Annotated in this window: 22 protein-coding genes and 1 pseudogene; 14 read left to right on the top strand and 9 right to left on the bottom strand. The window is 67.2% G+C overall.

Going from position 1 to position 22,683, the window contains the following annotated elements:
- The first annotated feature begins 99 nt into the window (after positions 1 to 99).
- A complete protein-coding gene (locus ACJEIK_RS12205) occupies positions 100 to 558 on the top strand; it encodes a MarR family winged helix-turn-helix transcriptional regulator (RefSeq protein ID WP_234789577.1) in 459 nt (152 codons plus the stop codon).
- Between the two features lie 62 nt (positions 559 to 620).
- Here the strand turns inward: ACJEIK_RS12205 and fmdA are convergent, their stop codons facing one another.
- Positions 621 to 1,874: a formamidase gene (fmdA, locus tag ACJEIK_RS12200; protein WP_064858017.1), complete on the bottom strand. Its 1,254-nt coding sequence runs from the start codon at positions 1,872 to 1,874 to the stop codon at positions 621 to 623.
- A 126-nt stretch (positions 1,875 to 2,000) separates the two neighbouring features.
- Here fmdA and ACJEIK_RS12195 point away from each other — a divergent pair, with 126 nt between their 5' ends.
- Complete coding sequence (locus ACJEIK_RS12195; protein ID WP_165605487.1) at positions 2,001 to 2,285, top strand: FmdB family zinc ribbon protein; 285 nt, start codon at positions 2,001 to 2,003, stop codon at positions 2,283 to 2,285.
- Positions 2,286 to 2,372: 87 nt separating this feature from the next.
- Here ACJEIK_RS12195 and tsf read toward each other — a convergent pair whose 3' ends face one another.
- The gene (tsf, locus tag ACJEIK_RS12190) at positions 2,373 to 3,188 is read right to left on the bottom strand and encodes a translation elongation factor Ts (protein WP_020102030.1); all 816 of its coding nucleotides are present in this window, start codon (positions 3,186 to 3,188) and stop codon (positions 2,373 to 2,375) included.
- A gap of 1 nt (position 3,189) precedes the next feature.
- Complete coding sequence (gene rpsB, locus ACJEIK_RS12185; RefSeq protein ID WP_064858018.1) at positions 3,190 to 4,005, bottom strand: 30S ribosomal protein S2; 816 nt, start codon at positions 4,003 to 4,005, stop codon at positions 3,190 to 3,192.
- Positions 4,006 to 4,214: 209 nt separating this feature from the next.
- Here rpsB and ACJEIK_RS12180 point away from each other — a divergent pair.
- Together ACJEIK_RS12180 and ACJEIK_RS12175 are read left to right on the top strand one after the other, a co-directional pair.
- Positions 4,215 to 4,343: pseudogene (locus ACJEIK_RS12180) on the top strand (hypothetical protein); the annotation flags it as partial.
- Positions 4,294 to 4,782, top strand: coding sequence for a murein hydrolase activator EnvC family protein (locus ACJEIK_RS12175; RefSeq protein WP_064858019.1), 489 nt, complete (start codon positions 4,294 to 4,296; stop codon positions 4,780 to 4,782). The pseudogene ACJEIK_RS12180 and the gene ACJEIK_RS12175, both read left to right, overlap by 50 nt.
- Positions 4,783 to 4,882: 100 nt before the next feature.
- Here the strand turns inward: ACJEIK_RS12175 and ACJEIK_RS12170 are convergent, their stop codons facing one another.
- The 6 genes from ACJEIK_RS12170 to ACJEIK_RS12145 all read right to left on the bottom strand — a co-directional run bounded on the left by ACJEIK_RS12170 (position 4,883) and on the right by ACJEIK_RS12145 (position 10,895).
- Entirely contained in the window at positions 4,883 to 5,779 is an 897-nt protein-coding gene (locus ACJEIK_RS12170; protein ID WP_064858020.1) for a tyrosine recombinase XerC, read from the bottom strand.
- Positions 5,780 to 5,847: 68 nt separating this feature from the next.
- The gene (locus tag ACJEIK_RS12165; RefSeq protein ID WP_082934575.1) at positions 5,848 to 6,957 is read right to left on the bottom strand and encodes a Fic family protein; all 1,110 of its coding nucleotides are present in this window, start codon (positions 6,955 to 6,957) and stop codon (positions 5,848 to 5,850) included.
- A gap of 141 nt (positions 6,958 to 7,098) precedes the next feature.
- The gene (locus ACJEIK_RS12160) at positions 7,099 to 8,265 is read right to left on the bottom strand and encodes a lactate 2-monooxygenase (RefSeq protein ID WP_061001124.1); all 1,167 of its coding nucleotides are present in this window, start codon (positions 8,263 to 8,265) and stop codon (positions 7,099 to 7,101) included.
- 73 nt (positions 8,266 to 8,338) lie between these two features.
- Positions 8,339 to 9,184, bottom strand: coding sequence for a siderophore-interacting protein (locus ACJEIK_RS12155; protein ID WP_061001125.1), 846 nt, complete (start codon positions 9,182 to 9,184; stop codon positions 8,339 to 8,341).
- Positions 9,185 to 9,221: 37 nt separating this feature from the next.
- Positions 9,222 to 10,172 carry a cellulase family glycosylhydrolase gene (locus ACJEIK_RS12150; protein WP_234785332.1) on the bottom strand — a complete coding sequence of 317 codons (951 nt, stop codon included), beginning with the start codon at positions 10,170 to 10,172 and terminating at the stop codon, positions 9,222 to 9,224.
- 117 nt (positions 10,173 to 10,289) lie between these two features.
- Positions 10,290 to 10,895: a TetR/AcrR family transcriptional regulator gene (locus ACJEIK_RS12145; protein WP_061001127.1), complete on the bottom strand. Its 606-nt coding sequence runs from the start codon at positions 10,893 to 10,895 to the stop codon at positions 10,290 to 10,292.
- 173 nt (positions 10,896 to 11,068) lie between these two features.
- Between ACJEIK_RS12145 and ACJEIK_RS12140 the strand changes: the two genes are divergently transcribed.
- The 10 genes from ACJEIK_RS12140 (at position 11,069) to ACJEIK_RS12095 (ending at position 22,683) form a co-directional block, all read left to right on the top strand.
- Positions 11,069 to 12,826 (top strand): FAD-dependent monooxygenase, encoded by a 1,758-nt coding sequence (locus ACJEIK_RS12140; RefSeq protein WP_409431528.1) that lies wholly within the window; start codon positions 11,069 to 11,071, stop codon positions 12,824 to 12,826.
- The gene (locus tag ACJEIK_RS12135) at positions 12,823 to 13,956 is read left to right on the top strand and encodes a VOC family protein (protein WP_409431527.1); all 1,134 of its coding nucleotides are present in this window, start codon (positions 12,823 to 12,825) and stop codon (positions 13,954 to 13,956) included. Before ACJEIK_RS12140 ends, ACJEIK_RS12135 begins: the two co-directional genes overlap by 4 nt.
- Positions 13,953 to 14,891 carry a fumarylacetoacetate hydrolase family protein gene (locus ACJEIK_RS12130; protein ID WP_061001130.1) on the top strand — a complete coding sequence of 313 codons (939 nt, stop codon included), beginning with the start codon at positions 13,953 to 13,955 and terminating at the stop codon, positions 14,889 to 14,891. The genes ACJEIK_RS12135 and ACJEIK_RS12130 overlap by 4 nt, the downstream gene beginning before the upstream one ends.
- Positions 14,888 to 16,771 (top strand): acyl-CoA synthetase, encoded by a 1,884-nt coding sequence (locus tag ACJEIK_RS12125; protein ID WP_409431526.1) that lies wholly within the window; start codon positions 14,888 to 14,890, stop codon positions 16,769 to 16,771. The genes ACJEIK_RS12130 and ACJEIK_RS12125 overlap by 4 nt, the downstream gene beginning before the upstream one ends.
- The gene (locus ACJEIK_RS12120; RefSeq protein ID WP_409431525.1) at positions 16,768 to 17,544 is read left to right on the top strand and encodes a 1-acyl-sn-glycerol-3-phosphate acyltransferase; all 777 of its coding nucleotides are present in this window, start codon (positions 16,768 to 16,770) and stop codon (positions 17,542 to 17,544) included. Before ACJEIK_RS12125 ends, ACJEIK_RS12120 begins: the two co-directional genes overlap by 4 nt.
- Before the next feature lie 18 nt (positions 17,545 to 17,562).
- Positions 17,563 to 19,128: a bifunctional 3-(3-hydroxy-phenyl)propionate/3-hydroxycinnamic acid hydroxylase gene (locus tag ACJEIK_RS12115; RefSeq protein ID WP_133425986.1), complete on the top strand. Its 1,566-nt coding sequence runs from the start codon at positions 17,563 to 17,565 to the stop codon at positions 19,126 to 19,128.
- Positions 19,129 to 19,155: 27 nt separating this feature from the next.
- Entirely contained in the window at positions 19,156 to 20,088 is a 933-nt protein-coding gene (locus ACJEIK_RS12110; RefSeq protein ID WP_234785333.1) for an amidohydrolase family protein, read from the top strand.
- Positions 20,089 to 20,134: 46 nt separating this feature from the next.
- Complete coding sequence (locus ACJEIK_RS12105) at positions 20,135 to 21,325, top strand: cytochrome P450 (protein ID WP_133425985.1); 1,191 nt, start codon at positions 20,135 to 20,137, stop codon at positions 21,323 to 21,325.
- A gap of 70 nt (positions 21,326 to 21,395) precedes the next feature.
- Entirely contained in the window at positions 21,396 to 21,593 is a 198-nt protein-coding gene (locus ACJEIK_RS12100; RefSeq protein ID WP_061001136.1) for a ferredoxin, read from the top strand.
- Position 21,594: 1 nt separating this feature from the next.
- Positions 21,595 to 22,683, top strand: coding sequence for an S-(hydroxymethyl)mycothiol dehydrogenase (locus ACJEIK_RS12095; RefSeq protein WP_409431524.1), 1,089 nt, complete (start codon positions 21,595 to 21,597; stop codon positions 22,681 to 22,683).

Genomic DNA, 22,683 nt, shown 5'->3' with positions numbered 1-22,683 from the left:
CGCCGCCCGGGTGACCAGAATTCAATTTGAAGATACCTCCCGATCAGCGCTGTTTCACGGCGAGACGAGGGGTCCCACCACGGTAGGCTGGGCGTCACCATGGAAATGAAGCCCGGCGCCCGTGCCGACACCGTCGAGGAACTCGCTCGATTGGTGAAGTCGGTTGCGTTCGAAATCGACCGCGTGGTGACAGATCACCTGGCCGGTTTGACGGTGCGTCAGTGGCATGTGCTGGCCGCGCTCGAAGGCGGTGCCGGCAAACCGATGACGGCACTGGCCGAGGTGACGCTGCTGCCCGGACCGAGTCTGACCCGGCTCGTCGACGGGATGGTCGACGACAACCTGGTGCTGCGCAAGGCCGATGTGGTCGATCGCCGACGGGTATTGGTCTACCAGACCCGAAGGGGCGCTGCGCTGTACCGCCAGAACCGCGAGCGGCTCAACAAGTCCGAGCAGCTGGCCGCGCTGTGCACGTCGACGTCACTGCAGCCCGAGGCGCTGGCCGAACTGCTGGTCACGCTACAGCGGCCGGGTTCCCCGGCGGACCTTCGCGACTGATCTGACACCGCCAAACAGCCAGTCCCCCAAGGAAATCGGGGAACTGGCTGTCGGCTGCGCAATCAGAAGCTGGCGTGTGGCGCGCCCATTCCGGGATCGATCTGGTACGGCCCGGACGCCGACGGCGCCACCGGGAAGTCGAATATCGCCGTCGGGATGTACACCGTCGCACAGGAATTCGGGATGTCCACCACTCCGGAGAGCCGCCCCTCGATCGGCGCGGACCCGAGCAGCAGGTAGGCCTGCTCCGGGCTGTAGCCGAACTTCGTCAGGTAGTCGATGGCGTGCAGACATGCCCGCTGGTAGGCCAGATCCGAGTCGAGGTACTTCTGCTCGCCGTCGAGGGTCACCGAGGTGCCCGAGAAGGCCAGCCATTCCGAGTACTGCGGATCGGTGTTGCCCGGCATGAAGATCGCGTTCTCGTGCACGCCGTAGGTCTCCATGCCACCCTTGATCAGATCCACGTGCAGGTCCATGAACCCGCCCATCTCGATCGCCCCGCAGAACGTGATCTCGCCGTCGCCCTGCGAGAAGTGCAGGTCGCCGAACGACAGGTTCGCACCGGGGACGAACACCGGATAGAACACCCGGCTGCCCTTGGTGAGGTTCTTGATGTCCTGGTTTCCGCCGTTCTCCCGGGGCGGCGCGGTGCGGGCGGCTTCGGCGGCCGCCTTGGTGAAGGCGTCGCCGCTCAATGAGCCGAGGATCGCGTCCTGCGGTTCGGGCGGCAATGCCAGCGGTGGCACGCGGTCGGGATCGGTTGCGATCAGGGCGCCTTCGCGGGCGTTCCACTTGGCCAGCAGCGCGGCCGACGGCGCGGTACCCATGAGGCCGGGATGCACGATGCCGGTGTACTTCACCCCGGGCACGTGGCGTGAGCTGGCCTTCTGCCCGGAGAAATCCCAGATCGCCTTGTAGGCGTCGGGGAACTGATCGGTGAGGAACCCGCCGCCGTTCTGCTTGGCGAAGATGCCGGTGTATCCCCAGCCCTGTCCGGCCAGTGGCCCCGAGTCTTCCTGCGGGATGGGCCCCACGTCGAGGATGTCGACGATCAGCAGGTCACCTGGCTCGGCACCCTCGATCGCAAACGGCCCGGACAGGCAGTGCACGCCCTTGAGCGGGGCATTGAGGATGTCCTCGGCCGAGTCGTCGTTGTGGATCGCGCCGTCGAACCACTCCCGGCAGTGCGCCCGGAAGCTGTCCCCCGGCTTGACGGTGACGGCGGGCGGGATATCCGGGTGCCAGCGGTTGTGGCCGACCAGCTTCTGGTCGGTGAACTTCTTCGTCGAATCCAGGGGGAACAGCAATTCCGGCACATTTACCTCCGTAGCGATACCAACATATACTTCCGAATGGAAGTATTCAATAATGAAGGTGTCTCGTCTGCGGATCGGGCAAGTTACATCCGGATGACGTTGCCCGAGAGGGCTTATGGTGTCGTTGTGCCTACCTACGTATTCCGGTGTGGCCGGGGTTGCCCGGACTTCACCGAACAGCATTCGATGGCGACCGCGCCCGCCGATACCCCCTGCCCGAGCTGCAGCGGCCAGGCCAAGCGCAGAATCGGCGCGCCCGCGCTGGGCGCCGGCAACTCATCGGGCATGCGGCTGCAGGACGCCACCCGCGTGACGGCGGACCGCCCGGACGTCGTCAGCAGCCTGCCCGCGAGTCGCCGTCGCGCGCCGGTGACCGCGAATCCGTTGCACCGCAAGCTCCCCCGGCCCTAGCCGGAAAAGCAAAACCCCGCGCACTCCGGGATCGCCGGAATTGTGCGCGGGGTTTTGTCAGTGGGCAGCGGGTGAGCTGCCCAAGTTTTACTGCTGGCCGACCTCGAACCGCACGAAGCGGGTCACGGTGACGCCGGCCTCGTCCAGCAGGGCCTTCACGGTCTTCTTGTTGTCGGACACCGACGGCTGGTCGAGCAGCACGACGTCCTTGTAGAAGCCGGTGACGCGGCCTTCGACGATCTTCGGCAGTGCGGCCTCGGGCTTGCCCTCTTCCTTGGCGGTCTCCTCGGCGATACGACGCTCGTTGGCGACCAGGTCGGCGGGCACGTCCTCACGGGTGAGGTACTTGGCCTTCAGCGCGGCGATCTGCAGCGCGACCGCGTGCGCGGCCTCTTCAGAAGCACCGTTGTACTCGACCAGCACACCCACGGCCGGCGGCAGGTCCGCGGCACGCTTGTGCAGGTAGGTCTCGACGGTGCCGTCGAAGTAGGCGACCCGACGCAGTTCGAGCTTCTCGCCGATCTTCGCGGACAGGTCCGCGACCAGCTGCTCGACGGTGGTGCCGTCGACGGTGGCGGCCTTGAGGGTCTCCACGTCGTTGGCCTTGGCCGCGACAGCTGCGGTGAGGATCTGATCCGCGAGAGCCTGGAATTCGGCGTTCTTGGCGACGAAGTCGGTCTCGGAGTTCAGCTCGATGAGGGCGCCGTCCTTGGCGGCGACCAGGCCCTCGGCGGTGGCGCGCTCAGCGCGCTTGCCGACGTCCTTGGCACCCTTGATGCGCAGGACCTCGACGGCCTTGTCGAAGTCACCCTCGGTCTCAACCAGTGCGTTCTTGCAGTCGAGCATGCCGGAGCCGGTGAGCTCCCGCAGTCGCTTTACGTCAGCAGCGGTGTAGTTAGCCATCTCAGCTTTCTGTGGTGGTGGTTTCGGCGGTCTCAGCGGCCGCGGTGTCGGTGCCGGCGGTCGCGCCGGCGAGCAGTTCCTGCTCCCACTCGGCGAGCGGCTCGGCGCCTTCGGCCTCGGTCTTGGCACCCGAACGGGCCTGCAGACCCTCGGCAACCGCGGAGGCGATCACCTTCGTCAGCAGCGCGGCGCTGCGGATGGCGTCGTCGTTACCCGGGATCGGGTAGTTGACCTGGTCGGGATCGCAGTTGGTGTCCAGGATCGCGATGACCGGGATGCCGAGCTTGATGGCCTCGGAAACGGCCAGGTGCTCCTTGTTGGTGTCGACGACCCAGATGGCCGACGGAACCTTCTGCATGTCCCGGATACCGCCGAGGCTGCGCTCGAGCTTGTTCTTCTCACGCGTCAGCATGAGGATTTCCTTCTTGGTGCGACCCTCGAAGCCACCGGTCTGCTCCATCGACTCGAGTTCCTTCAGGCGCTGCAGGCGCTTGTGAACGGTCGAGAAGTTGGTGAGCATGCCGCCCAGCCAGCGCTGGTTCACGTAGGGCATGCCGACGCGGGTGGCCTCGTCGGCGATGGACTCCTGCGCCTGCTTCTTGGTACCGACGAAGAGCACGGTGCCGCCGTGGGCAACGGTCTCCTTGACGAATTCGTACGCCTTGTCGATGTAGGTCAGCGTCTGCTGCAAGTCGATGATGTAGATGCCGTTGCGGTCGGTGAAGATGAACCGCTTCATCTTGGGGTTCCAGCGACGGGTCTGGTGCCCGAAGTGTGCGCCGCTGTCCAGCAGCTGCTTCATGGTCACTACGGCCATGGGTGTGCCTCACTTATATATCGGTTGTCGTCCGGTATCGGGTGATCCCGGACCCTGGCGTCTGCTGCGTGCCGGACCCAACTCGGTTGTCCGAGATGGGACCGCCCGGCATGCGGTGGCGACCCGAGATCGAGCCGCTGTGCAGGCGCGCGAAGTCAACCCACGAATGCGGATTGCAGGTGGAAGTTTACACGCTTCCCAGGGGTGCTTTGTCCACAGTGCGCCGGTTATCCACAGATCGGGTCTCTGGGGGTGCCGAAGCCTCGGCCGGGGCGTTGAACTGGGCTGATGCGAATCGTCGTGCTTGTGGTGCTCGCCACCCTCTGGCCGGCCGGCGTGGCGCGCGCCGACGGCGACCGGCTGGACTGGCCGCTGCGGCCGCGACCGGCGGTCGTGCGGGTGTTCGACGCGCCCCGGCCGAACTGGCAGCGCGGGCATCGTGGCGTCGACCTCGCCGGCGCCCCGGGCCAGACGGTGTACGCCGCAGCCCCGGGCACCGTGGTGTTCGCCGGGGAGCTCGCGGGCCGGCCGGTGGTGTCGGTGGCTCATCCGGGTGGACTGCGGACCAGCTACGAGCCGGTGCGTGCGGCGGTCCGGCCCGGCGCCGTCGTCGCCGCGGGTTCGCCACTCGGCACGCTGGCGGCCGGCCACCCGGGCTGCGGCGGGAGCTGCCTGCACTGGGGCGCCATGTGGGGTGCGTCGTCCAATGCCGACTACGTCGATCCCCTGGACCTGCTCGCCACCACCCCGATCCGCCTCAAGCCCGATGCCCCCTAACCGCGAGCGGCCGCGTTTGTACGGCGACACGCCGCAATTGGCGTGCAGGATGCGCACGTTCACCAGCCGCGAGTGGCCCCGAAATGCTCGCGACGGCGAGTTACGCCCGGGGGTGGGCCTGGTCGTGGACGGCGCGCAGCCGGGCGACGGTCACGTGCGTGTAGAGCTGCGTGGTCGCGAGCGACGAATGGCCGAGCAGCTCCTGCACCACCCGGAGGTCGGCGCCGCCTTCCAGCAGATGGGTGGCCGCGCTGTGCCGTAGGCCGTGCGGCCCGATGTCGGGCGCACCGTCCACCGCGGAGATCGTCTGGTGCACGACGGTCCGCGCCTGGCGGGGGTCGAGGCGCCGTCCCCGCGCCCCGAGCAGCAGCGCCGGGCCGGATGTCGCGACGGCCAGTGCGGGGCGGCCGTCGGACAGCCACGCCCGCAATGCGTGCGAGGCCGGCTCACCGAAGGGCACGGTGCGCTCCTTGTCGCCTTTACCGAGGACGCGCAGGAGCCGGCGACTCTGGTCGACGTCGTCGATGTCCAGGCCGCAGAGCTCGCTGACGCGGATGCCGGTGGCATACAGCATCTCGACGATCAGCCGATCCCGTAGCGCGAGCGGATCACCTTGCTCCGCACCGGAATTCGCCGCCGACATGGCATCGACCGCCTGATCCTGACGGAGCACGGCGGGCAGCGCACGGTGGGCCTTGGGGGTCTGCAGCCGCACCGCCGGATCGGTCTCGAGCAGCCCGCGCCGCACCGCCCACGCGGTGAAGGTCTTGACCGCCGACGTCCGGCGGGACAGCGTGGTCCGCGCCGCGCCCCTGCCGGCCTGTTCGGCGAGCCACGACCGCAGCGTCATGAGGTCCAGATCCGCGATGGTCGCGTCGTCACCGAGGAATTCCCCCAACGACCGCAGGTCACACAGATAGGCACGCCGGGTGTGTTCGGAACGCCCGCATTCGAGTTCGAGGAACTGATCGAACTCGTCGAGAACCGCCTGGTGCACTCCCCTACGTTGGCAGAACGCCCGCGCGATCGCCCGTCACGCCACCCGTCGGTGGCCGAGCTGTGACCTCAAGCGTCGACGCGCCTGCCCGCACGTTCGGCGAACGCATCGAGTGCGGCAAGAACTTCCGCGGATCGCCATACGCGATTGCGGCGGCCGGCGGTGGTCTCGATGATTACGCCTGCCTCAACCAATGGGGTCAGCACTCGCTGGGCATGTGCGGTTTGGGCCACGATGCCCGCGTCCACGAGCAACGCGGCATTGATCACTGGGCGGCTGGTCAGTAGGTCGGCCACCTTCCACGCTCCGGAATCCGCGCGCGCGGTGATCCTGTCGTTCCAGCTGGCGCGGATGGTGCGCAGGTCTGTGACCAGCTGCCGACCGTTGACCGTCGCGCGCACGCTCGCCTCGGCAAATAGCTCCACGATGGGCGCGGCGTCACCCTCCCGGTACGCCATCAGTGCCCCGATATATCCGTCCGTATCGGCCAGCAAGCCCGCCGACACCGGCACGGTGATCTGACGGGTCAGTGCCTTGTTGCGCAGCAGCGCTTGCACCAGTGCCCGCCCCGTGCGGCCGTTGCCGTCAGTGAACGGATGCAGTGTCTCGAATTGCGCGTGGGCCACCGCGATGAGCGGCAGTACTGCAGTGTCGGTTCGCTTCGTGAACGCGATGAGGTCGTCGATCGCAGCGGGAATGAGTTCGTGGCGGGGGCCTACGAACGTCGCTCCGATCGGTGTCGACCCGCGACCGATCCACACCGGCTCAGTGCGCCACTGCCCCGGGGTGTGCCGCGGCTGATTAGCCATGAGCGCAGCGTGCATCGCCAGGATGGCAGCCGCGTCGATGGTCCCCGACAGCGCCAATGCCGCCTGCATCGCGGCGGTGTTCGCGACGATGTCGGCGGCGTTGCGCTTGCCAGTGCCACCGACGAGCTCTTCCTCAGCGATAGATCGTGCCGACGCCGAGAGGTTCTCGATCTGTGAGCTGGCAGCGGACTCTGACCGCAGCAGGACTGCAGCGAACGGCGCGATCTCACCGCCCAGTTCGGCGTCGAACCGGGCAATCTCGCGGCTCGCCGCTTCAGCCTCGGCCACCACGGCGTCGGGCAGTGCCAGGTCGAGTTCGGCGATGCTTGCGGGTATAGCCGGGTGATAGGTGCCGTACTTTGGTGGCATACCTGCGTAACGAACCTGCGGCTCCCAGCGCACATCCTCATAAGTGACGGCGTCAAGTGGATGCACACCGACATTTTACATCCACTTATGCGTTAAGTGGATGTAAAATCAATCCTTGCATCCACTTATCAAGTACGCGCCTCAATGCACCTCGACGCGGCGCAAGGCATCCGGCGTCAGGTCGGACAGCGAACGGTAGCCGTCGATGGCCATGGTCAGGTCTGTTTCGGCCAGCAAGGACCGCACCACGTGGACGACGCCGGCAGTGCCGGCCAGTGCCATTCCGTAGGCGTACGGCCGCCCGATGCCGACGGCGGTCGCCCCGAGCGCCAGTGCTTTGACGACGTCGGCACCGGTCCGGACGCCGGAGTCGAACAGCACCGGCAGCCCGTCGGCCGCCGCGACGACCCCTGGGAGGCAGTCGATGGCCGGGATTCCGCCGTTGGCCTGCCGGCCACCGTGGTTGGAGCAATAGATGCCGTCGAGCCCGGCATCGCGGACGCGCCGCGCGTCGTCGGGATGGCAGATACCTTTGACCAGCAGCGGCAGCTTCGTCAGCGACCGCAGCCACGGCAGGTCATCCCAGGTCAGCGGGTTGCCGAAGTCCTGCACCCACTGCATCACCACGCCCTGCGGGTTCTGCTCGGGCGGCACGGGCAGCTTGGCCCGGAACACCGGGTCACTGGTGTAGTTGGACAGGCAGTGGCCGCGCAGCTGCGGGAAGTTGGCCGTCGAGAGGTCGCGGGGACGCCAGCCGGGCACCCAGGTGTCGAGGGTGACGACGATGCCCTGGTATCCCGCCGCCTCGGCGCGGCTGACGAGGCTGGCCGCGAGGTCCCGGTCTTTCGGGGTGTAGAGCTGGAAAAAGCCTGGGGTGTCACCGAATTCGGCGGCGACGTCCTCCAGCGGATCACTGGTGAGCGTCGAGACCATCATGGGGACACCGGTTTGGGCCGCGGCCCGCGCGGCATGCAGGTCACCGTGGCCGTCTCGCGAACAGATGCCCATGACGCCGATGGGCGCCAGGAACAGCGGCGACGGCAGCTTCAGCCCGAACAGGTCGACGGTCAGGTCGCGCTCGGTGGCCCCGACCAGCATCCGCGGCATGAGGCCCCAGCGGTCGAAGGCGCTGACATTGACGCGCTGCGTCCGCTCGTCACCGGCGCCGCCTGCGACGTACGACCAGATCGACGGCGGCATCGCGGCCTGGGCGCGCTCCTCGAGTTCCGCGAACGAGATCGGCAGCGTCGGCACGACGCCGCCGAGCCCCTGCAGATAGATCTCGAGTTGGTAGTCACCGAACGCCATCAGGCCCGCCCTTCCGTTGCAACTTCGGCTGAGGATCGCACACTAGCGCCGGCCTACGCGTCGGCTTTTCGGCCTATGTCTCGGCTTCGGCCTTGGCCAGCTCCGCCTTCCACTGCCGGAAGGTCTCTTCGGTGCGGCCACGGCGCCAGTAGCCGGAGATGGACGCCCATTCGGCGCCGACGCCGCGCTCCTTGCGCAGATACGGCCGCAGGTTGTGCATGACGGCCTGCGCCTCGCCGTGGACGAACACCTGGACCTGGCCGGGCAGCCAGTCGGCCGCGCGGACCGCCGCGATGAGCGGCGCGTTGTCGCCGGCCTGGTCGTCCGGCACCAGGTCGGCGCGACCGCCGCGGTGGATCCACTGAATATTCACGCCCGCGGGCGCGGTCAGGTCGAGCTCGTCGTCGGGTCCGTCGACCTCGATGAAGGCGTGGCCGATCGCGTTGGGCGGCAACGCTTCCAGCGCGGTGCTCAGCGCCGGCAGCCCGGCTTCGTCGCCGGCCAGCAGGTGCCAGTCGGCGGCCGGGTTCGGGCTGTAGGCCCCATTGGGCCCCATGAGGTACGCCGGGTCGCCCGGTGCCAGCGACGCCGCCCACGGTCCGGCCACACCGGTGTCGCCGTGCACCACGAAGTCGACGGTGAGTTCGCGCTGCTCGGTGTCGACGCTGCGCACGGTGTAGGTCCGCACCGTCGGGCGCTGGTCGGCCGGCAGCTCCTCGAAGCTGTCCAGGGTCAGGGGCTGCGCCAAGCCGGCCACCTCGACGCCCGCGGGCACGATGGCGAACTTGACGTAGGAATCTGTGAATACCTTGGGAGTGAAGGTGTCGAACCCTTTGCCGCCGAACACAACACGAATCATGTGCGGGGTCAGGCGGTGGGTGCGGAGTACTTCGAACGTATGAATCGGACGGCCTGCCACGCCTCGACTATACGAGCGGCACAGCCGCGGTGGTGGGCTACCGAGCCAGCACCGCCGCCGTGTACTTGGGCTTCCAGTCCGACGTCAGCAGCGCGCCGAAGTTGGATTCGAGGTCGTCACGCTTGGCGGTGTCGGTGTCGCGCACCGCGAAGATGAACGCGGGGCCGCTCCAACCGGCGCCCGCCACGCCCGAGAGCACCTGCAGGATCTGGCGCGCCTGCTCGTCCTGGCTGACGCCGCGGGCCTGCGGCGCGCAGGTCGAGGCACCCAGTTCCGTCATCCACACCTTCTTGTCACCGTCGCCGTTGACGGTCATCAGGTCGTGCACGCGCACCAGGTCCGACCAGCCGTTGTCGCCGTCTTCGGCAATGCCACCCGGGAACACGTACGGGTGCATCGCGGTGGCGTCGAAGAAGTTCCGCGCGCCATTGGCGTACATGTCGGCGAGGAATTTGGTCGGCGCGTCCGGGCCGGTGGCGCGGCTCAGCCCGGCGGCGATGACGGTGGCGCCGGGCTGAAGTGCCTTGATCGCGGGATACGCCGCCTTGAGCAGCCCGGTGTAGACCGCGGCGCGGTTGTCGGTGAAGCCGAAGAACAGCGGCAGGTTCGGCTCGTTCCAGATCTCCCAGTCCGCGACGCGGTCGCCGTATCGCTGCACGACGGCCGTGACGAACGCGGCGTAGTCCGCCGGATTGATCGGTGGCGCACTGAAATACGAGCCCGTCGCCCGAGCCCAGGTGGGGCTGTACGCAATCAGTCCGAGCACCTTCAGCCCACGTTTCTTGGAGGCGTTCACCCAGTGGTCGACGTAGTGCCAATTATATTGGCCCTTAACGGGTTCCACGATGTGCCAGTCGATCAGCACCCGCATCCACTCGGCCCGGGTGCGGGCCACTGCATCGAGTTCCCGATCGGCGTCGGCATCGCTCATCCAGGACTGCGGCGCACCGACGCTGAATCCGTAGCCGCCCTCGGGCACCACAGGCATCGCGACAGGCGAGGCACGTACCCACAGGCACTCTCCTGCCACGAGTGCGACGACCAATCCGATGACAGCAGCGAACCACCTGAAGCTGCGGCGAACGCGGGCCGTGCCAGCGGCCATTCAGGCGCTCGGAGGCAGTACGGGAAGCGGATCGGTGGCGATACGGTGCGCCTCTTCGGCATCAATCCCCAAGGCGCGCAACACGAGTTCGGCAGTGGACGAGCCGGCCTCACGCCAGGTCTGATGGCCTTCCAGCACCATCCACATGGCACTGACCGTGGCGCCGAGGACCAGCGAGGCGACACTGTCGACGCCGACCTCGCCCAGCTGGTAGCGGCCGGCCGCGACACCTGCGTCGACATCACTGCTCGGCGGTCCGGTCATCCACGACCGCAACGTCTCCTCGCCGAGGCCGAACTTGACGGCGAACCTGCCCAGCTGCGGATTCTCGTGCGCGTACCGGACCCACATCCGGATGCCGGTGGCCAGCCTTGTCGCGGAATCGTCAATCGTGGCGAACGAAGCCGACACGCGCCGATGAAGGTCCGCGGTGACCTCACCGACGACCCGGTCGAACAAATCGTCCATCGAACCGACGTTCCGGTACAGGGTGCCGCGGGCGACGTTGGCCTCTTGCGCCAGCTCACTGATGGTGACCTGTGTGGTGCCCTTCTCGACGAAGAGTCGCACTGCCGCCGTCACGATCCGGTCGTCAGTCGTGGTCATCGCGCCGCTCCTTCCGAACCGTCCGCATCACCTGTCCAATCCAAAACGATAGCAACAGTGATTGCACATATCGCCAACCTTCTGAACAACTGTGTTCAAAATACACCCTTGACTTACATTGAACACTTCTGTTCAATTCAGTACATAGTTGTTGCCACTCGAAGGGATCAACGATGATCGAACCCTCGCCGCTCGACCGAGTCCCGGTACTGATCGCCGGCGGCGGACCCGTCGGCCTCACCCTGGCGCTGACCTTGGCCCGCCAGGGGGTGCCGGCGCTGCTCGTCGAACGCAATCCGTCGACGACGACCCACCCCAAGATGGACATCACCAACGGCCGCAGCATGGAGCTGTACCGGCAGCTCGGCATCGCCGATGATCTGCGCAAAGTGGCTGTGCCGGAAGATAATCCGTTCGACGTCGCGTGGGTCACCAAACTCAGCGGCTGGGAGTTGGCACGATTCCCCTACCCCGGCGTGGTCGCGCGCCGGGACGCGATCCGCGCCTGCACCGACGGCACCATGACCTTGGAGCCGCCGATGCGAGTTTCGCAGGCGATTCTCGAACCGGCGCTCAAAGACATTCTGGAGACGCGCACCGACGTCGACGTCCGTTACGGCTGGGCCCTGCAGTCGTTTCGCCAGCATGCCGACGGCGTCGACGCCGTCATCAACTGCAGCGCGACCGGCGAGACCCGTACGGTCCGGGCCGACTTTCTGGCCGGATGCGACGGCGCCGGCAGCATCGTGCGCCGCGGACTCGGAATTGCGTTGCACGACATCGACATCCGCCGGATGGCCGCGCGTGAGATCGGGCTACGCAAGGTTCTCGCAGGGACCGCCCGGGCATTCATGGAACAGCGGCAGACGCCGATGGACGGCCGCGTCTACATGGTGCATTTCAGGTCCACCGCACGCGAGGTGCTGGAGCGGTTCGGCACCACCTGGCACACGCAGTCCCCCGAAGGCTGGACCCTGATCTCGCAGAACGACCGCGACACCTGGACGTTGCACACGCTGATCGGTATGGGCGTCAAGACCGAGGAGATCGATCCGAAGCAGTTCCTGTTCGCCCGACTGGGTGTCGAATTCGATTGTGACATCGTCGTTGCCAACGAGTGGCGGCCCCGGCTGTCGCTGGCCGATTCCTACGGGCACGGACGGGTGTGGCTGGCCGGCGACTCGGCCCACCAGGTCGTACCCAACGGCGGCTACGGCATGAACACCGGCGTGGGTGACGCTGTCGGATTGGGCTGGGCACTGGCGGCCGTCGTCAACGGGTGGGGCGGCCCGCGCCTGCTCAGCGCCTACGCCGTCGAGCGCCGCGCCGTCGGGATCGCCAACCGGGATGCCTCGGCCCGGCACACCCTGGTGCGGCTGGCCATTCAAATGGCAAACCGCGCATCGCTTTCCGGACAGGGCTGGGCCGGCGAGCGCGACCGGGCCCGGCTGGGACGCGAGATCCTGGACCTCGGCAATCTCGAAAACGAGGCCGACGGAATCGAATACGGATACCGCTACGACAATTCACCGGTCATCTGTACGGAACCGGGCCACCCGCCGGCCGGCCCCTCGCACCGGTACATCCCAGGCACCACGCCGGGCGCCCGGCCGCCGAGCGTCTTCCTGCCCGACGGCACGCCGCTGTTCGACCTGTTCGGGCCCGGATTCACCCTGCTGCGTTTCACCGACATCGACGTCACAGAGCTGACATCCGCGGCCGCGGATCGCGGCGTCCCCGTGACCGTCGTCGACGTCCGCGACGCGCACACCCGCAGGCTCTACGAACGCGACCTGGTGCTGATCCGTCCCGATCAGCACGTGGCATGGCGCGGAGACCACAGCCCCACCGACGCGACAGCCGTGATCGACAAGGTCCGGGGTGCGGTCGGCACCGCAGTCCGAACGTCGCAGAAGGAGTACTCGCGATGAGCAGCAACACCATTGGCGCCCACAACGGCCTGCACAGCGCTCAGGGGGCCTTGGCCGGCGAGCACCCGGGACGCTCACGCAACCTGCTGATCAAGGTGACGGACCTCGCCTGGCTGGAATTCGACAAACCCGACCTGGCGCGCGCCGAGGCCTTCGCCCACGCATTCGGCTTCGGGACCGCGCTGCGCACCGACACCGAATTGCATTTACGCGGTGGCGATCCCGACGCGCCGTGTGTCCTGATTCGGCGCGGCCCGCAGACGCGTTTCCGCGGCATGGCGTTCGCCGCCGCAGACGACGCGGACCTGGTGCGACTGGCCGACAAGACCGGCTCGCGGGTCACTGCGCTACCGGAATCGATCGGCGGAACGGGCGTGCAACTGACCGACCCCAGCGGCATTCCGGTACGCGTGGTGTCCGGCACCCATCCGCTGAGCCCACTGCCGGCGCAAGCACCGCACACCCTCAACCTCGGCCACGACCTCGAACGGATCAACGCCACCCAGCGGCCGCCCCGGGTGCCGACGACGGTGCAGCGCCTCGGCCACGTCGTCGTCCAGTCCACCAAATACCGTGCGGCACTGGACTGGTACCTCGATACGCTCGGCTTGATCGTCAGCGACTTCCTGTACTTCCCGGGACAGCGCGGACGCGGTCCGACGATGAGCTTCATCCGTTGTGACCGCGGCTCGATCCCGACCGACCATCACACGCTGGCGCTGGCGCTGGGACCGGCGAACCGCTACGTCCACTCGGCGTATCAGGTCAGTGACCTCGACGCCCTCGCCGCCGGCGGCGAATACCTCAAAGACCATGGCTACCAACGATCCTGGGGCATCGGGCGGCACATCCAGGGCAGCCAGATCTTCGACTACTGGCGCGACCCCGACGGCTTCATGGTCGAGCACTTCACCGACGGCGACATGTTCGACAGCACCCTCGAACCCGGATGGGCCGAGTTCAGCGCCTCCGGACTGGCGCAATGGGGACCGCCGGCCACCGCAGACTTCCTCGGCACCAGTCCCCGGCACGCGCGCGGCGAGGTACGAGAACTGCTCACCGCACTGCGAAGCAACAACGAATTCGACGTCAACCGCCTCATCGGCCTACTGAAAGCAGCCAAGTCATGACCATCTCCGTTCTGCGCACCGCCGACGCCTGGTGGGTGCACACCGCCACCGGCGCCGCCAAGATCGCCACCGCCGCGACCACCACCGGCGCCCTGCTCGCCGACCGCGCCGCCATCGACGCCGCCGCCTCCGACACCACCACGGTGCCGGTCGACAGTCTCGATCTGCTCTCCCCCGTGATCGCGCCCTGCCGCGTGGTGGCCCAGATGACCAACTACGCCTCGCACGTCAAAGACGCCGGGATGGAGCCGGCCTCGATCCCGTTGACGTTCTTCCGCAAGTCGTCGGCGTCGATCACCGGCCCGTCGGACGCGATCGTCAAACCCAGCCACGTACGGTTCCTGGACTACGAAGTGGAGATCGGGCTGGTCATCGGCACCGACATCCCGGTGGGCAGCACCATCGACGAGTCCAACCTCGCCGACTACGTGGCCGGGCTGGTGGTCACCAACGACGTGTCCGCGCGCGACATCCAGCTGCCCCAGACGCAGTTCTACGAAGCCAAGTCCTACCCCACCTTCACGCCCGTCGGTCCGGCCCTGGTGCTGCTGACCGCCGCCGAGCTCAAGCGCTTCGGCGAGCTGCGCCTGCAGCTGCGCGTGAACGGCGAACTGCGGCAGGACATGCGCGTCGCCGGCGACATGATCTACTCGCCGCTGCAGGCCCTGCAATCGCTGACCCGCTTCCAGGATCTCAGCGCCGGCGACCTGGTCCTGACCGGCACGCCCGTCGGCACCGCGCTGAGCGCACCGCACAAGGTGGTCGCACTCATCGGGTCGCTGCTGCCGCCCGCCGTGAAATGGAAAGCCTTCTTCAAGAGCCAGGCGCGCAACCCGAAATACCTGCACGACGGTGACATCGTCGAGACGACCGTCGCCACCGACGACGGCGCCATCGACCTCGGTGCCCAACGCAACATCGTGAAGTACGCATGAGCCCGAACCCGTTGTGGCCCAGCTACTCCAGCCCGGCCGACCTGGCGGCGATCGAAGCGGTCCCGCTCTCCGAGCGGGGGCTGCCGAGCTCCACCTACGCAATGCTGGTGCGGGCCGCGAAGCTGTGGCCGGAGCGCATCGCTGTCACGGTCCTGCCGGACGGTGCGCGGTGGGAGCACCCGGTGCGCCGCACCTTCGGCGACCTGCTGCACGACGTGCACCAGATCGCAAACCTGCTGTACGACTTGGGCATTCAGCGCGGTGACGCGGTCGCGCTCATCGCACCGAACTGCGATGAGCTGATCACCGCGACGCTGGCGGCCCAGGTGGCCGGCATCGCCGCGCCCATCAACGGCGCACTGTCGCCGGAGCACGTCAGCGAGCTGGTCCGGCTCTCCGGCGCTCGGGTCCTCATCACGGCGGACGCTCAACTCGACACCTCGACATGGGCGGTGGCAGAGCGCCTCGTCGGCGCCGGCTTGATCGACACCATCCTGCTGATCGGACCGACCGGCGCCACACCCGTCGACGTCCCCGCGGTGCCGGGCGCGAAGGTCGACTACCTCACGCGACTGTCCGCCGCGCACGACGGCACTCGATTCCACGGCACCACACCGGAATCCACCGATCTGGCCGCGCTGTTCCACACCGGCGGCACCACCGGCGCACCGAAATTGGCCGCCCACACACACGCCAACGAGGTGGCCGATGCCTGGATGATCGCCGCCAACACACTGCTCGACGAATCGTCGGTGCTGTTCGCCGCATTGCCGCTGTTCCACGTCAACGCACTCGTGGTGACGCTGCTTGCGCCGCTGCTCCGCGGACAGCAGGTGCTGTGGGCGGGCCCGCTCGGCTACCGGGACATGGGGCTGTACGGCAACTTCTGGAAAATCGTTGAGCGCTACGGGATCTCCACCATGAGCGCGGTACCGACGGTGTACGCCGTGCTCAGCCAGCTCCCCGTCGATGCCGACATCTCCAGTCTGCGGATGGCGATTGTCGGTGCCTCCGCGCTGCCGCCTGCGGTGCGCAGCGATTTCGAGTCGCACATCGGTGTCCCCCTGCTGGAGGGTTACGGCCTGACCGAGGCCACCTGCGCCAGCGCGCGCAGCTTCCCCGACCATCCCCGGCCCGGCTCGGCCGGTCAGCGGCTCCCCTACCAACAACTCAAGACCGTCGACATCGACGACAACGGCGACTGGCACGAACTGCCGGCCGGCCAGATCGGCACCCTCGTGGTCGGTGGCCCCACCGTGTTCCCGGGCTACGTCACCGACCGCAGCTCTGCCGGTTTCGTCCTCGACGGCAACGGCAAGCTCGTCGACGGTTGGCTCGACACCGGCGACCTCGCCTGGGTCGACGACGAGGGTTTCGTCCATCTGTGCGGACGCGCCAAGGACCTGATCATCCGCGGCGGGCACAACATCGACCCGGCGATGATCGAGGACGCACTGCTGGCTCACCCCGACGTCACGGGCGTTGCGGCAGTCGGCCGGCCCGACGTGCACGCCGGTGAGGTGCCGGTCGCCTATGTGACATTGCGGCCAGACGCTGTCGCGACTCCGGGGACGTTGCGGCAGTGGGCCGTCGAGCACGTCGCCGAGTCTGCCGCGGCACCCAAGTCGGTGATCGTGATCGACGCCATTCCGGTGACCGCCGTTGGTAAGCCGTTCAAATTGCCACTGCGCGCCGATGCCGCCCGCCGCGCGATCACCGATGCGCTGACAGGCCTGCCCGGTGTCGTCGAGGTCGAGGCGGCCGTCGACGACGGCACCGTCGCGGTGACCGTGGTCGTGGGCACCGGCACGGACACCGATGCCATTGCCGCGACGCTCGGTCGCTACGCGCTCGCGTGGGACATCGAGGAGCGATCATGACCGACCCCTCCTCGACGACGTCTGCACTCAAATCCGTTGTGCGCAGGGCTGTGCCGAACTACCTGAAGTGGTACCACCGCCACGACATCCACCTCGACGCCGCGATCCCCGAACCGGCGCTGCTCGTCGCCAATCACGGCTTCGGTGGCCTGGTGGACCTCAACGTGCTGGCGATGATCGCGGTGCGCGAGAAAGCGGCGCTGAGGCGGCCGACCACCGCGCTCGTTCACCAGGTGGCGTGGACAGTCGGCGCCGGGCGCATCGCCGAGTTTCTCGACGGCCGGCCCGCGAGCCGGGAATCGGCGGACGCCGCTTTTGCCGCCGGGCACAACGTGCTGGTGTTTCCCGGCGGTGACGTCGACGCCGCGAAGTCCTGGCGCGACCGCAACCAGGTGCATTTCGATGAACGCTGCGGATTTGCACGCCTGGCCATGAGCCATGGGGTTCCGGTGGTCCCCGTCGTGACGGCAGGCGCCGGTGACTCGTTGTTCGTCGTGTCCGACGGTCGACGGCTCGCACGCCAGCTGGGCCTGCCCCGGCGCCTGCGAATGAAGACACTGCCCATCAGCGTCACCATTCCATGGGGACTCAACATCGGCGTTGCCGGCATGCTCCCCTACGTCGCATTGCCGACCAAGCTCGTGACCGCCGTCCTGCCCCCGATGACGCCACATACCGGGGAAACCGCCGAGGACTTCGCAGCCAGAATCGAGGCCGCCATGCAGGCCCGCCTCGACACTCTCGTCGCCAACCGCAAGCCGATCATCGGCTGACCCGAGTCGAGGACCGAAATGCCTGACCCTGTAACGCAATCCGTACCCGTTGTCGTCGTCGGCGCGGGACCGACCGGTGTCACCGCGGCGACATTGCTCGCCGACCACGGTGTGCCCACGCTGGTTCTCGACCGTTGGGAATCGGTCTATCCCCAGCCACGCGCGGTGCACCTGGATGACGAAATTCATCGCATCCTCGCCCGGCTCGGTGTCGCCGAAGAATTCGCCGCGATTTCCCGGCCGGCGCTCGGCTTGCGGCTTCTCGACCAGAACCACCACACGCTGGCCCAGTTCGACCGCGACCCCGCCCGCAGCCGACATGGCTTCCCCCAAGCCAACATGTTCGACCAACCCGAACTGGAGCAGCTGCTGCGCGCCAACCTGGCCACGCGCCCAAATGTGCAGCTGCACGGCAACTCCGAGGTCACCGGCGTCACCCAACACGAACCGGGCCGTGTCCGAGTGACCTACTCCGACCGCGCCACCGGAACAGAGCACGTCGTCGAAACCAGCTACGTGCTCGGCTGCGACGGGGCCAACAGCATCGTGCGAGCCTCCATCGGCGCCGCCATGGACGACCTGCGGTTCGAGCAGCGCTGGCTGGTCGCCGACGTGGTCACTGAGGCCGAGCTCAATCAGTGGGATGGTGTGCATCAGGTGTGCGATCCCGTTCGGGCTGCGACCTACATGCGGATCGGTCCCGACCGCTACCGCTGGGAATTTCGGCTGCGGCCTTCGGAAACCGCGGCCGACTTCAGCACGATGGCGACCCTACGGGCCCTGGTGGCCCCCTGGATCGGCGATGTCGCCGACGCTGAGCTCGACCTCGTGCGAGTCACCGAGTACACCTTTCGCGCACAGATCGCCGACAGCTGGCGGGACCGCAATGTGTTCGTCCTCGGCGATGCCGCCCATCTCACACCGCCCTTCATCGGGCAAGGCATGGGCGCGGGCCTGCGCGACGCGATAAACCTGGCGTGGAAGGTTGCCGGCGTGATCAACGGAGAGCTGCCCGAGGCAGTGCTGGCGACCTATCAAACAGAACGGAAACCGCACGCGCGCAGCATGATCGGCCTGGCACTGGGCATGGGGTGGGCAATTACAGCCGGTGGACATGTCGGAAACATCGTGCGACGCACCGTCGCACCTCGGCTGCGATTTATACCCGGTCTGCGAGACAAGCTCACCCACGGCACGACCCCCCGGCTGCGCGAATCGGCCCTGGTGCACAGGAGCCGCACGCCCTGGCACCTTGCCGGCACCCTGTGCCCCAACCCGGTTCTTACCGACGGCCGGCGCCTCGACGCATTGTTGGGCAACGGCTTTGCGCTCGTCACCACGACCCGTCCGCTGGCCTTCCACTTCGCCGAGCTCGCTGAGCACGGCATCGTCGTTCATGTCGCCGAGCCCGGCGGTGAGCTGGAACGGTGGTTGCGCCGCGGCCATGCGACGGCCGCTGTCATCCGGCCCGATCGCACCGTGATGTCCGCGGGCCGCGACGGGTGGAGCCTGTGCACGGCAATACCGGGTTTCACGTTGTCCGCTCGGACACACAGCGCCCACCCGACCATCCAGACCAATTAGGCGATCACCATGTCATCCGCTCCCCTGGTGGACGTTCACGCCCACTTTCTCACCCGCGAATACGTCGCAGCCGCGATCGCTGAAGGCATCCAACATCCCGACGGCATGCCCCAATGGCCCTCCTGGAGCGCCGAACAGCACCTTTCACTGATGCAGGACAACGGCATTCGGCACGCCATCTTGTCGCTCTCCTCTCCTGGCCTGTCGTTTGCAAGTACGGCCGACGCCCCGGCACTGGCGCGGCACGTCAATGACTTCGCAGCCCAGACGGTCGCCGCGCATCCTGAGCGCTTCTCCTTCTTCGCCTCGCTTCCACTTCCCGACGTGGATGCCGCCATCAACGAAGCCATCCGCGCAACGGACATTCACGGGGCGGCGGGAGTGATACTCATGAGCAACAGCGGCGGACGCTACCTCGGTGACGACTCGCTGGAGCCGTTGTGGGAATGCCTCGACAAGCGGCGATCGATCGTCTTCGTCCATCCGACGTCGCCACCGGACCCACACGCCACGTTGGGGCGGCCTGCGCCGATGCTCGAGTTCATGTTCGAGACGACGCGTTCGATCACCGACCTGATGTTCGCGAGTGTCATGAGTCGCTATCCGCACATTCGCTTCCTGATCCCGCACTGCGGTGCCGCCCTGCCGCTTCTCGCCGCACGGATCGAGCTGTTCCGCGGCCTGTGGCCGGCACCCAACGGCGATGCGCCCGGGCCTCTGACGACCGATGCCCAGCTGCAGCGTATGTGGTTCGACACTGCCGGGCATCCACTGCCGACCCAAGCTCGAGTGCTCCGGGACGTAGTCGGGTCGAACCGCCTCCTGTACGGCAGCGACTACTGCTGGACACCAGCGTTTGGCGTGGCCCAACAGATCGCCGCCCTTGACTCCGACCACGAAATCAACTGGCGGACAGTGACGTCCGCGAACGCAGAACAGTTCCTTCAGCGCCGACCGTGAGCGCAGCCACCCTTCGTCCACCGCCAAAGTCATGAGAGGAACACCAATGCGACGCCCACCCGCCGGCCTACCCGTCTACGAACCCGACATCTACTCCGTCGACGCCATCGCCAACCCGTATCCCCACTACCAGAGAATGCGCGACCTCGGTCCGGTGGTATGGCTGCCAAAGCAACGGACGTATGCGGTACCGCGTTACGCCGAATGCAAAGCGGTGCTACGCGACGACAAGACCTTTCTGTCGGGCCACGGTGTGGCACTCAATCCGATCACCAACCGGATGTCTCGCGGCACCACGCTCAACAGCGACGGTGTCGAGCACGAACAGCGCCGCAAGAGCGTCGCGCACCGCATGCTGCCTCGTGCGCTACGCGCCATCAGTGACACTGTCGATGACACGGCCCGCTCCGTGGTCGAAACTGCGCTCAAAAAGGGCGATGTCGACGGTGTCGAAGATCTCGCGGCTGCGCTGCCGTTGGCCGTCGTGCCCGACCTCATCGGTTGGCCGCGCGACCAGCGCGATCACCTGGTTGCCTGGGCTGGGGCAACATTCGACGTACTCGGGCCGCTCAACTGGCAGGCGATCAAAGCGGTACCCAACACTGTGCTCATGCTGCGCTTCGCGCGGCGCGTGGTGCGCGAACGCAACGTCATCGAGGGCAGCATGGCAGATGAGCTGCTCGCCGCCGCAGACGAAGGCAAGCTGACGCACGACGAATGCCCGAAGCTGCTCGTCGACTACATCGCCCCGTCGATCGATACCACCATGAGCGCCATCGCCAATGCGTTGAAGCTCTTCGCCATGCACCCCGACCAATGGCAACTCCTCAAGGACGAACCCGACCTCATGTCAAACGCCATCAATGAGGTCGTCCGCTGCGAGCCACCGCTGCGCGCCTTCGCGCGGTGCGCGGCCCAACAGACCGAAATCGCCGGAGTGCGAATCCCTTCGGACGCACGGGTCCTGGTGATCTATGCCTCCGCCAATCGCGACGAACGCGAGTGGGAAAACCCCGAGGTCTTCGACATCCGGCGTGACGCCGGCCGGCACGTCGGTTTCGGACACGGTGCCCACGCGTGCGCCGGACAGGGCCTGGCGCGCCTGGAAACAACCGCGATGTTGCGGGCGCTACTCGATCGCGTGGACCGGATAGAGCTGACCGGTAGGCCGACATGGGCGGTCAACAACATCATCCGCCGCTATGAACGCTTGCCGCTCAAGCTGATCGCCGCTTAGGCGCGCGCAATCGACAACCCACTGCTCCGAGCGACTACCGCCGAGCTCGCCATCACCAGTTAGGACAACCATGAAAGTAAACGTCGACTACAACCGCTGCGAGGGCCACGGCGTGTGCGTCGCCCAAGCACCCGATGCCTTCAGCCTCGATGACGATGGAAACCTGAACTACCACTTCGAGGGGCGAGAGGTCCCGGCCGGCATCGAAACAGCGGTTCGCTCGGCAGTCGATGCGTGCCCCGTCGCGGCGCTCAGCGAGGCACCCTGAGATGAGTCAGACAGTGCGTGGTGTGATTTCCCGGGCCAAGAAGCAGCCCATCGAGCTCGTCGACATCGTCATCCCCGATCCCGGACCCGGTGAGGTCATCGTGGACATCATCGCCTGCGGCGTGTGCCACACCGACCTCACCTACCGCGAAGGCGGCATCAACGACCAATACCCCTTCCTGCTCGGCCACGAAGCCGCCGGCACCGTCGAAGCCATCGGCGCCGGCGTCACCCACGTCGCCCCCGGCGACTTCGTCATCCTCAACTGGCGCGCCGTCTGCGGCGAATGCCGCGCCTGCAAACGCGGCCGCCCCCACCTGTGCTTCGACACCTTCAACGCCACCCAGAAAATGACGCTCACCGACGGCACCGAACTCACCCCCGCCCTGGGCATCGGCGCCTTCGCCGACAAAACCCTCGTCCACGAACGCCAATGCACCAAGGTCGATCCCGAAGCCGACCCCGCCGTCGCCGGCCTGCTCGGCTGCGGCGTCATGGCCGGCATCGGCGCCGCCATCAACACCGGCGGCGTCACCCGTGACGACACCGTCGCAGTCATCGGCTGCGGCGGCGTCGGCGACGCCGCCATCGCCGGCGCCGCCCTCGTCGGCGCCAAACGCATCATCGCCGTCGACACCGACAACCAGAAACTGCACTGGGCCCGCGACTTCGGCGCCACCCACACCATCAACGCCCGCGACCTCGACCCCGTCGAAACCATCCAGGACCTGACCGACGGCTTCGGCGCCGACGTCGTCATCGACGCCGTCGGCCGGCCCGAGACCTGGAAGCAGGCGTTCTACGCCCGCGACCTCGCCGGAACCGTTGTCCTCGTGGGTGTTCCGACACCCGACATGACCCTCGAGATGCCGCTGATCGACTTCTTCTCCCACGGTGGATCGCTGAAGTCATCCTGGTACGGCGACTGCCTGCCCGAACGCGACTTCCCCACCCTCATCAGCCTGTACCTGCAGGGCCGGCTGCCGTTGGAGAAGTTCGTCACCGAGCGCATCGGGCTCGACCAGATCGAAGACGCCTTCCACAAAATGCACAGCGGCGAAGTCCTGCGCTCGGTGGCGGTCCTCGAATGA

Source organism: Mycobacterium sp. SMC-16 (assembly GCF_046250085.1).
Lineage (GTDB): Bacteria > Actinomycetota > Actinomycetes > Mycobacteriales > Mycobacteriaceae > Mycobacterium > Mycobacterium phocaicum.
This window is presented reverse-complemented; position numbering and strand designations above follow the sequence as displayed.

Excerpts from the sequence above, each read along its gene's own strand:
- ACJEIK_RS12205 (WP_234789577.1), top strand. The coding sequence starts at position 100 with ATGGAAATGAAGCCCGGCGCCCGTGCCGACACCGTCGAGGAACTCGCT.
- tsf (WP_020102030.1), bottom strand. The coding sequence starts at position 3,188 with ATGGCTAACTACACCGCTGCTGACGTAAAGCGACTGCGGGAGCTCACC.
- rpsB (WP_064858018.1), bottom strand. The coding sequence starts at position 4,005 with ATGGCCGTAGTGACCATGAAGCAGCTGCTGGACAGCGGCGCACACTTC.
- ACJEIK_RS12175 (WP_064858019.1), top strand. The coding sequence starts at position 4,294 with ATGCGAATCGTCGTGCTTGTGGTGCTCGCCACCCTCTGGCCGGCCGGC.
- ACJEIK_RS12165 (WP_082934575.1), bottom strand. The coding sequence starts at position 6,957 with ATGCCACCAAAGTACGGCACCTATCACCCGGCTATACCCGCAAGCATC.
- ACJEIK_RS12160 (WP_061001124.1), bottom strand. The coding sequence starts at position 8,265 with ATGGCGTTCGGTGACTACCAACTCGAGATCTATCTGCAGGGGCTCGGC.
- ACJEIK_RS12150 (WP_234785332.1), bottom strand. The coding sequence starts at position 10,172 with ATGCCTGTGGTGCCCGAGGGCGGCTACGGATTCAGCGTCGGTGCGCCG.
- ACJEIK_RS12145 (WP_061001127.1), bottom strand. The coding sequence starts at position 10,895 with ATGACCACGACTGACGACCGGATCGTGACGGCGGCAGTGCGACTCTTC.
- ACJEIK_RS12140 (WP_409431528.1), top strand. The coding sequence starts at position 11,069 with ATGATCGAACCCTCGCCGCTCGACCGAGTCCCGGTACTGATCGCCGGC.
- ACJEIK_RS12135 (WP_409431527.1), top strand. The coding sequence starts at position 12,823 with ATGAGCAGCAACACCATTGGCGCCCACAACGGCCTGCACAGCGCTCAG.
- ACJEIK_RS12130 (WP_061001130.1), top strand. The coding sequence starts at position 13,953 with ATGACCATCTCCGTTCTGCGCACCGCCGACGCCTGGTGGGTGCACACC.
- ACJEIK_RS12125 (WP_409431526.1), top strand. The coding sequence starts at position 14,888 with ATGAGCCCGAACCCGTTGTGGCCCAGCTACTCCAGCCCGGCCGACCTG.
- ACJEIK_RS12120 (WP_409431525.1), top strand. The coding sequence starts at position 16,768 with ATGACCGACCCCTCCTCGACGACGTCTGCACTCAAATCCGTTGTGCGC.
- ACJEIK_RS12115 (WP_133425986.1), top strand. The coding sequence starts at position 17,563 with ATGCCTGACCCTGTAACGCAATCCGTACCCGTTGTCGTCGTCGGCGCG.
- ACJEIK_RS12105 (WP_133425985.1), top strand. The coding sequence starts at position 20,135 with ATGCGACGCCCACCCGCCGGCCTACCCGTCTACGAACCCGACATCTAC.
- ACJEIK_RS12100 (WP_061001136.1), top strand. The coding sequence starts at position 21,396 with ATGAAAGTAAACGTCGACTACAACCGCTGCGAGGGCCACGGCGTGTGC.
- ACJEIK_RS12095 (WP_409431524.1), top strand. The coding sequence starts at position 21,595 with ATGAGTCAGACAGTGCGTGGTGTGATTTCCCGGGCCAAGAAGCAGCCC.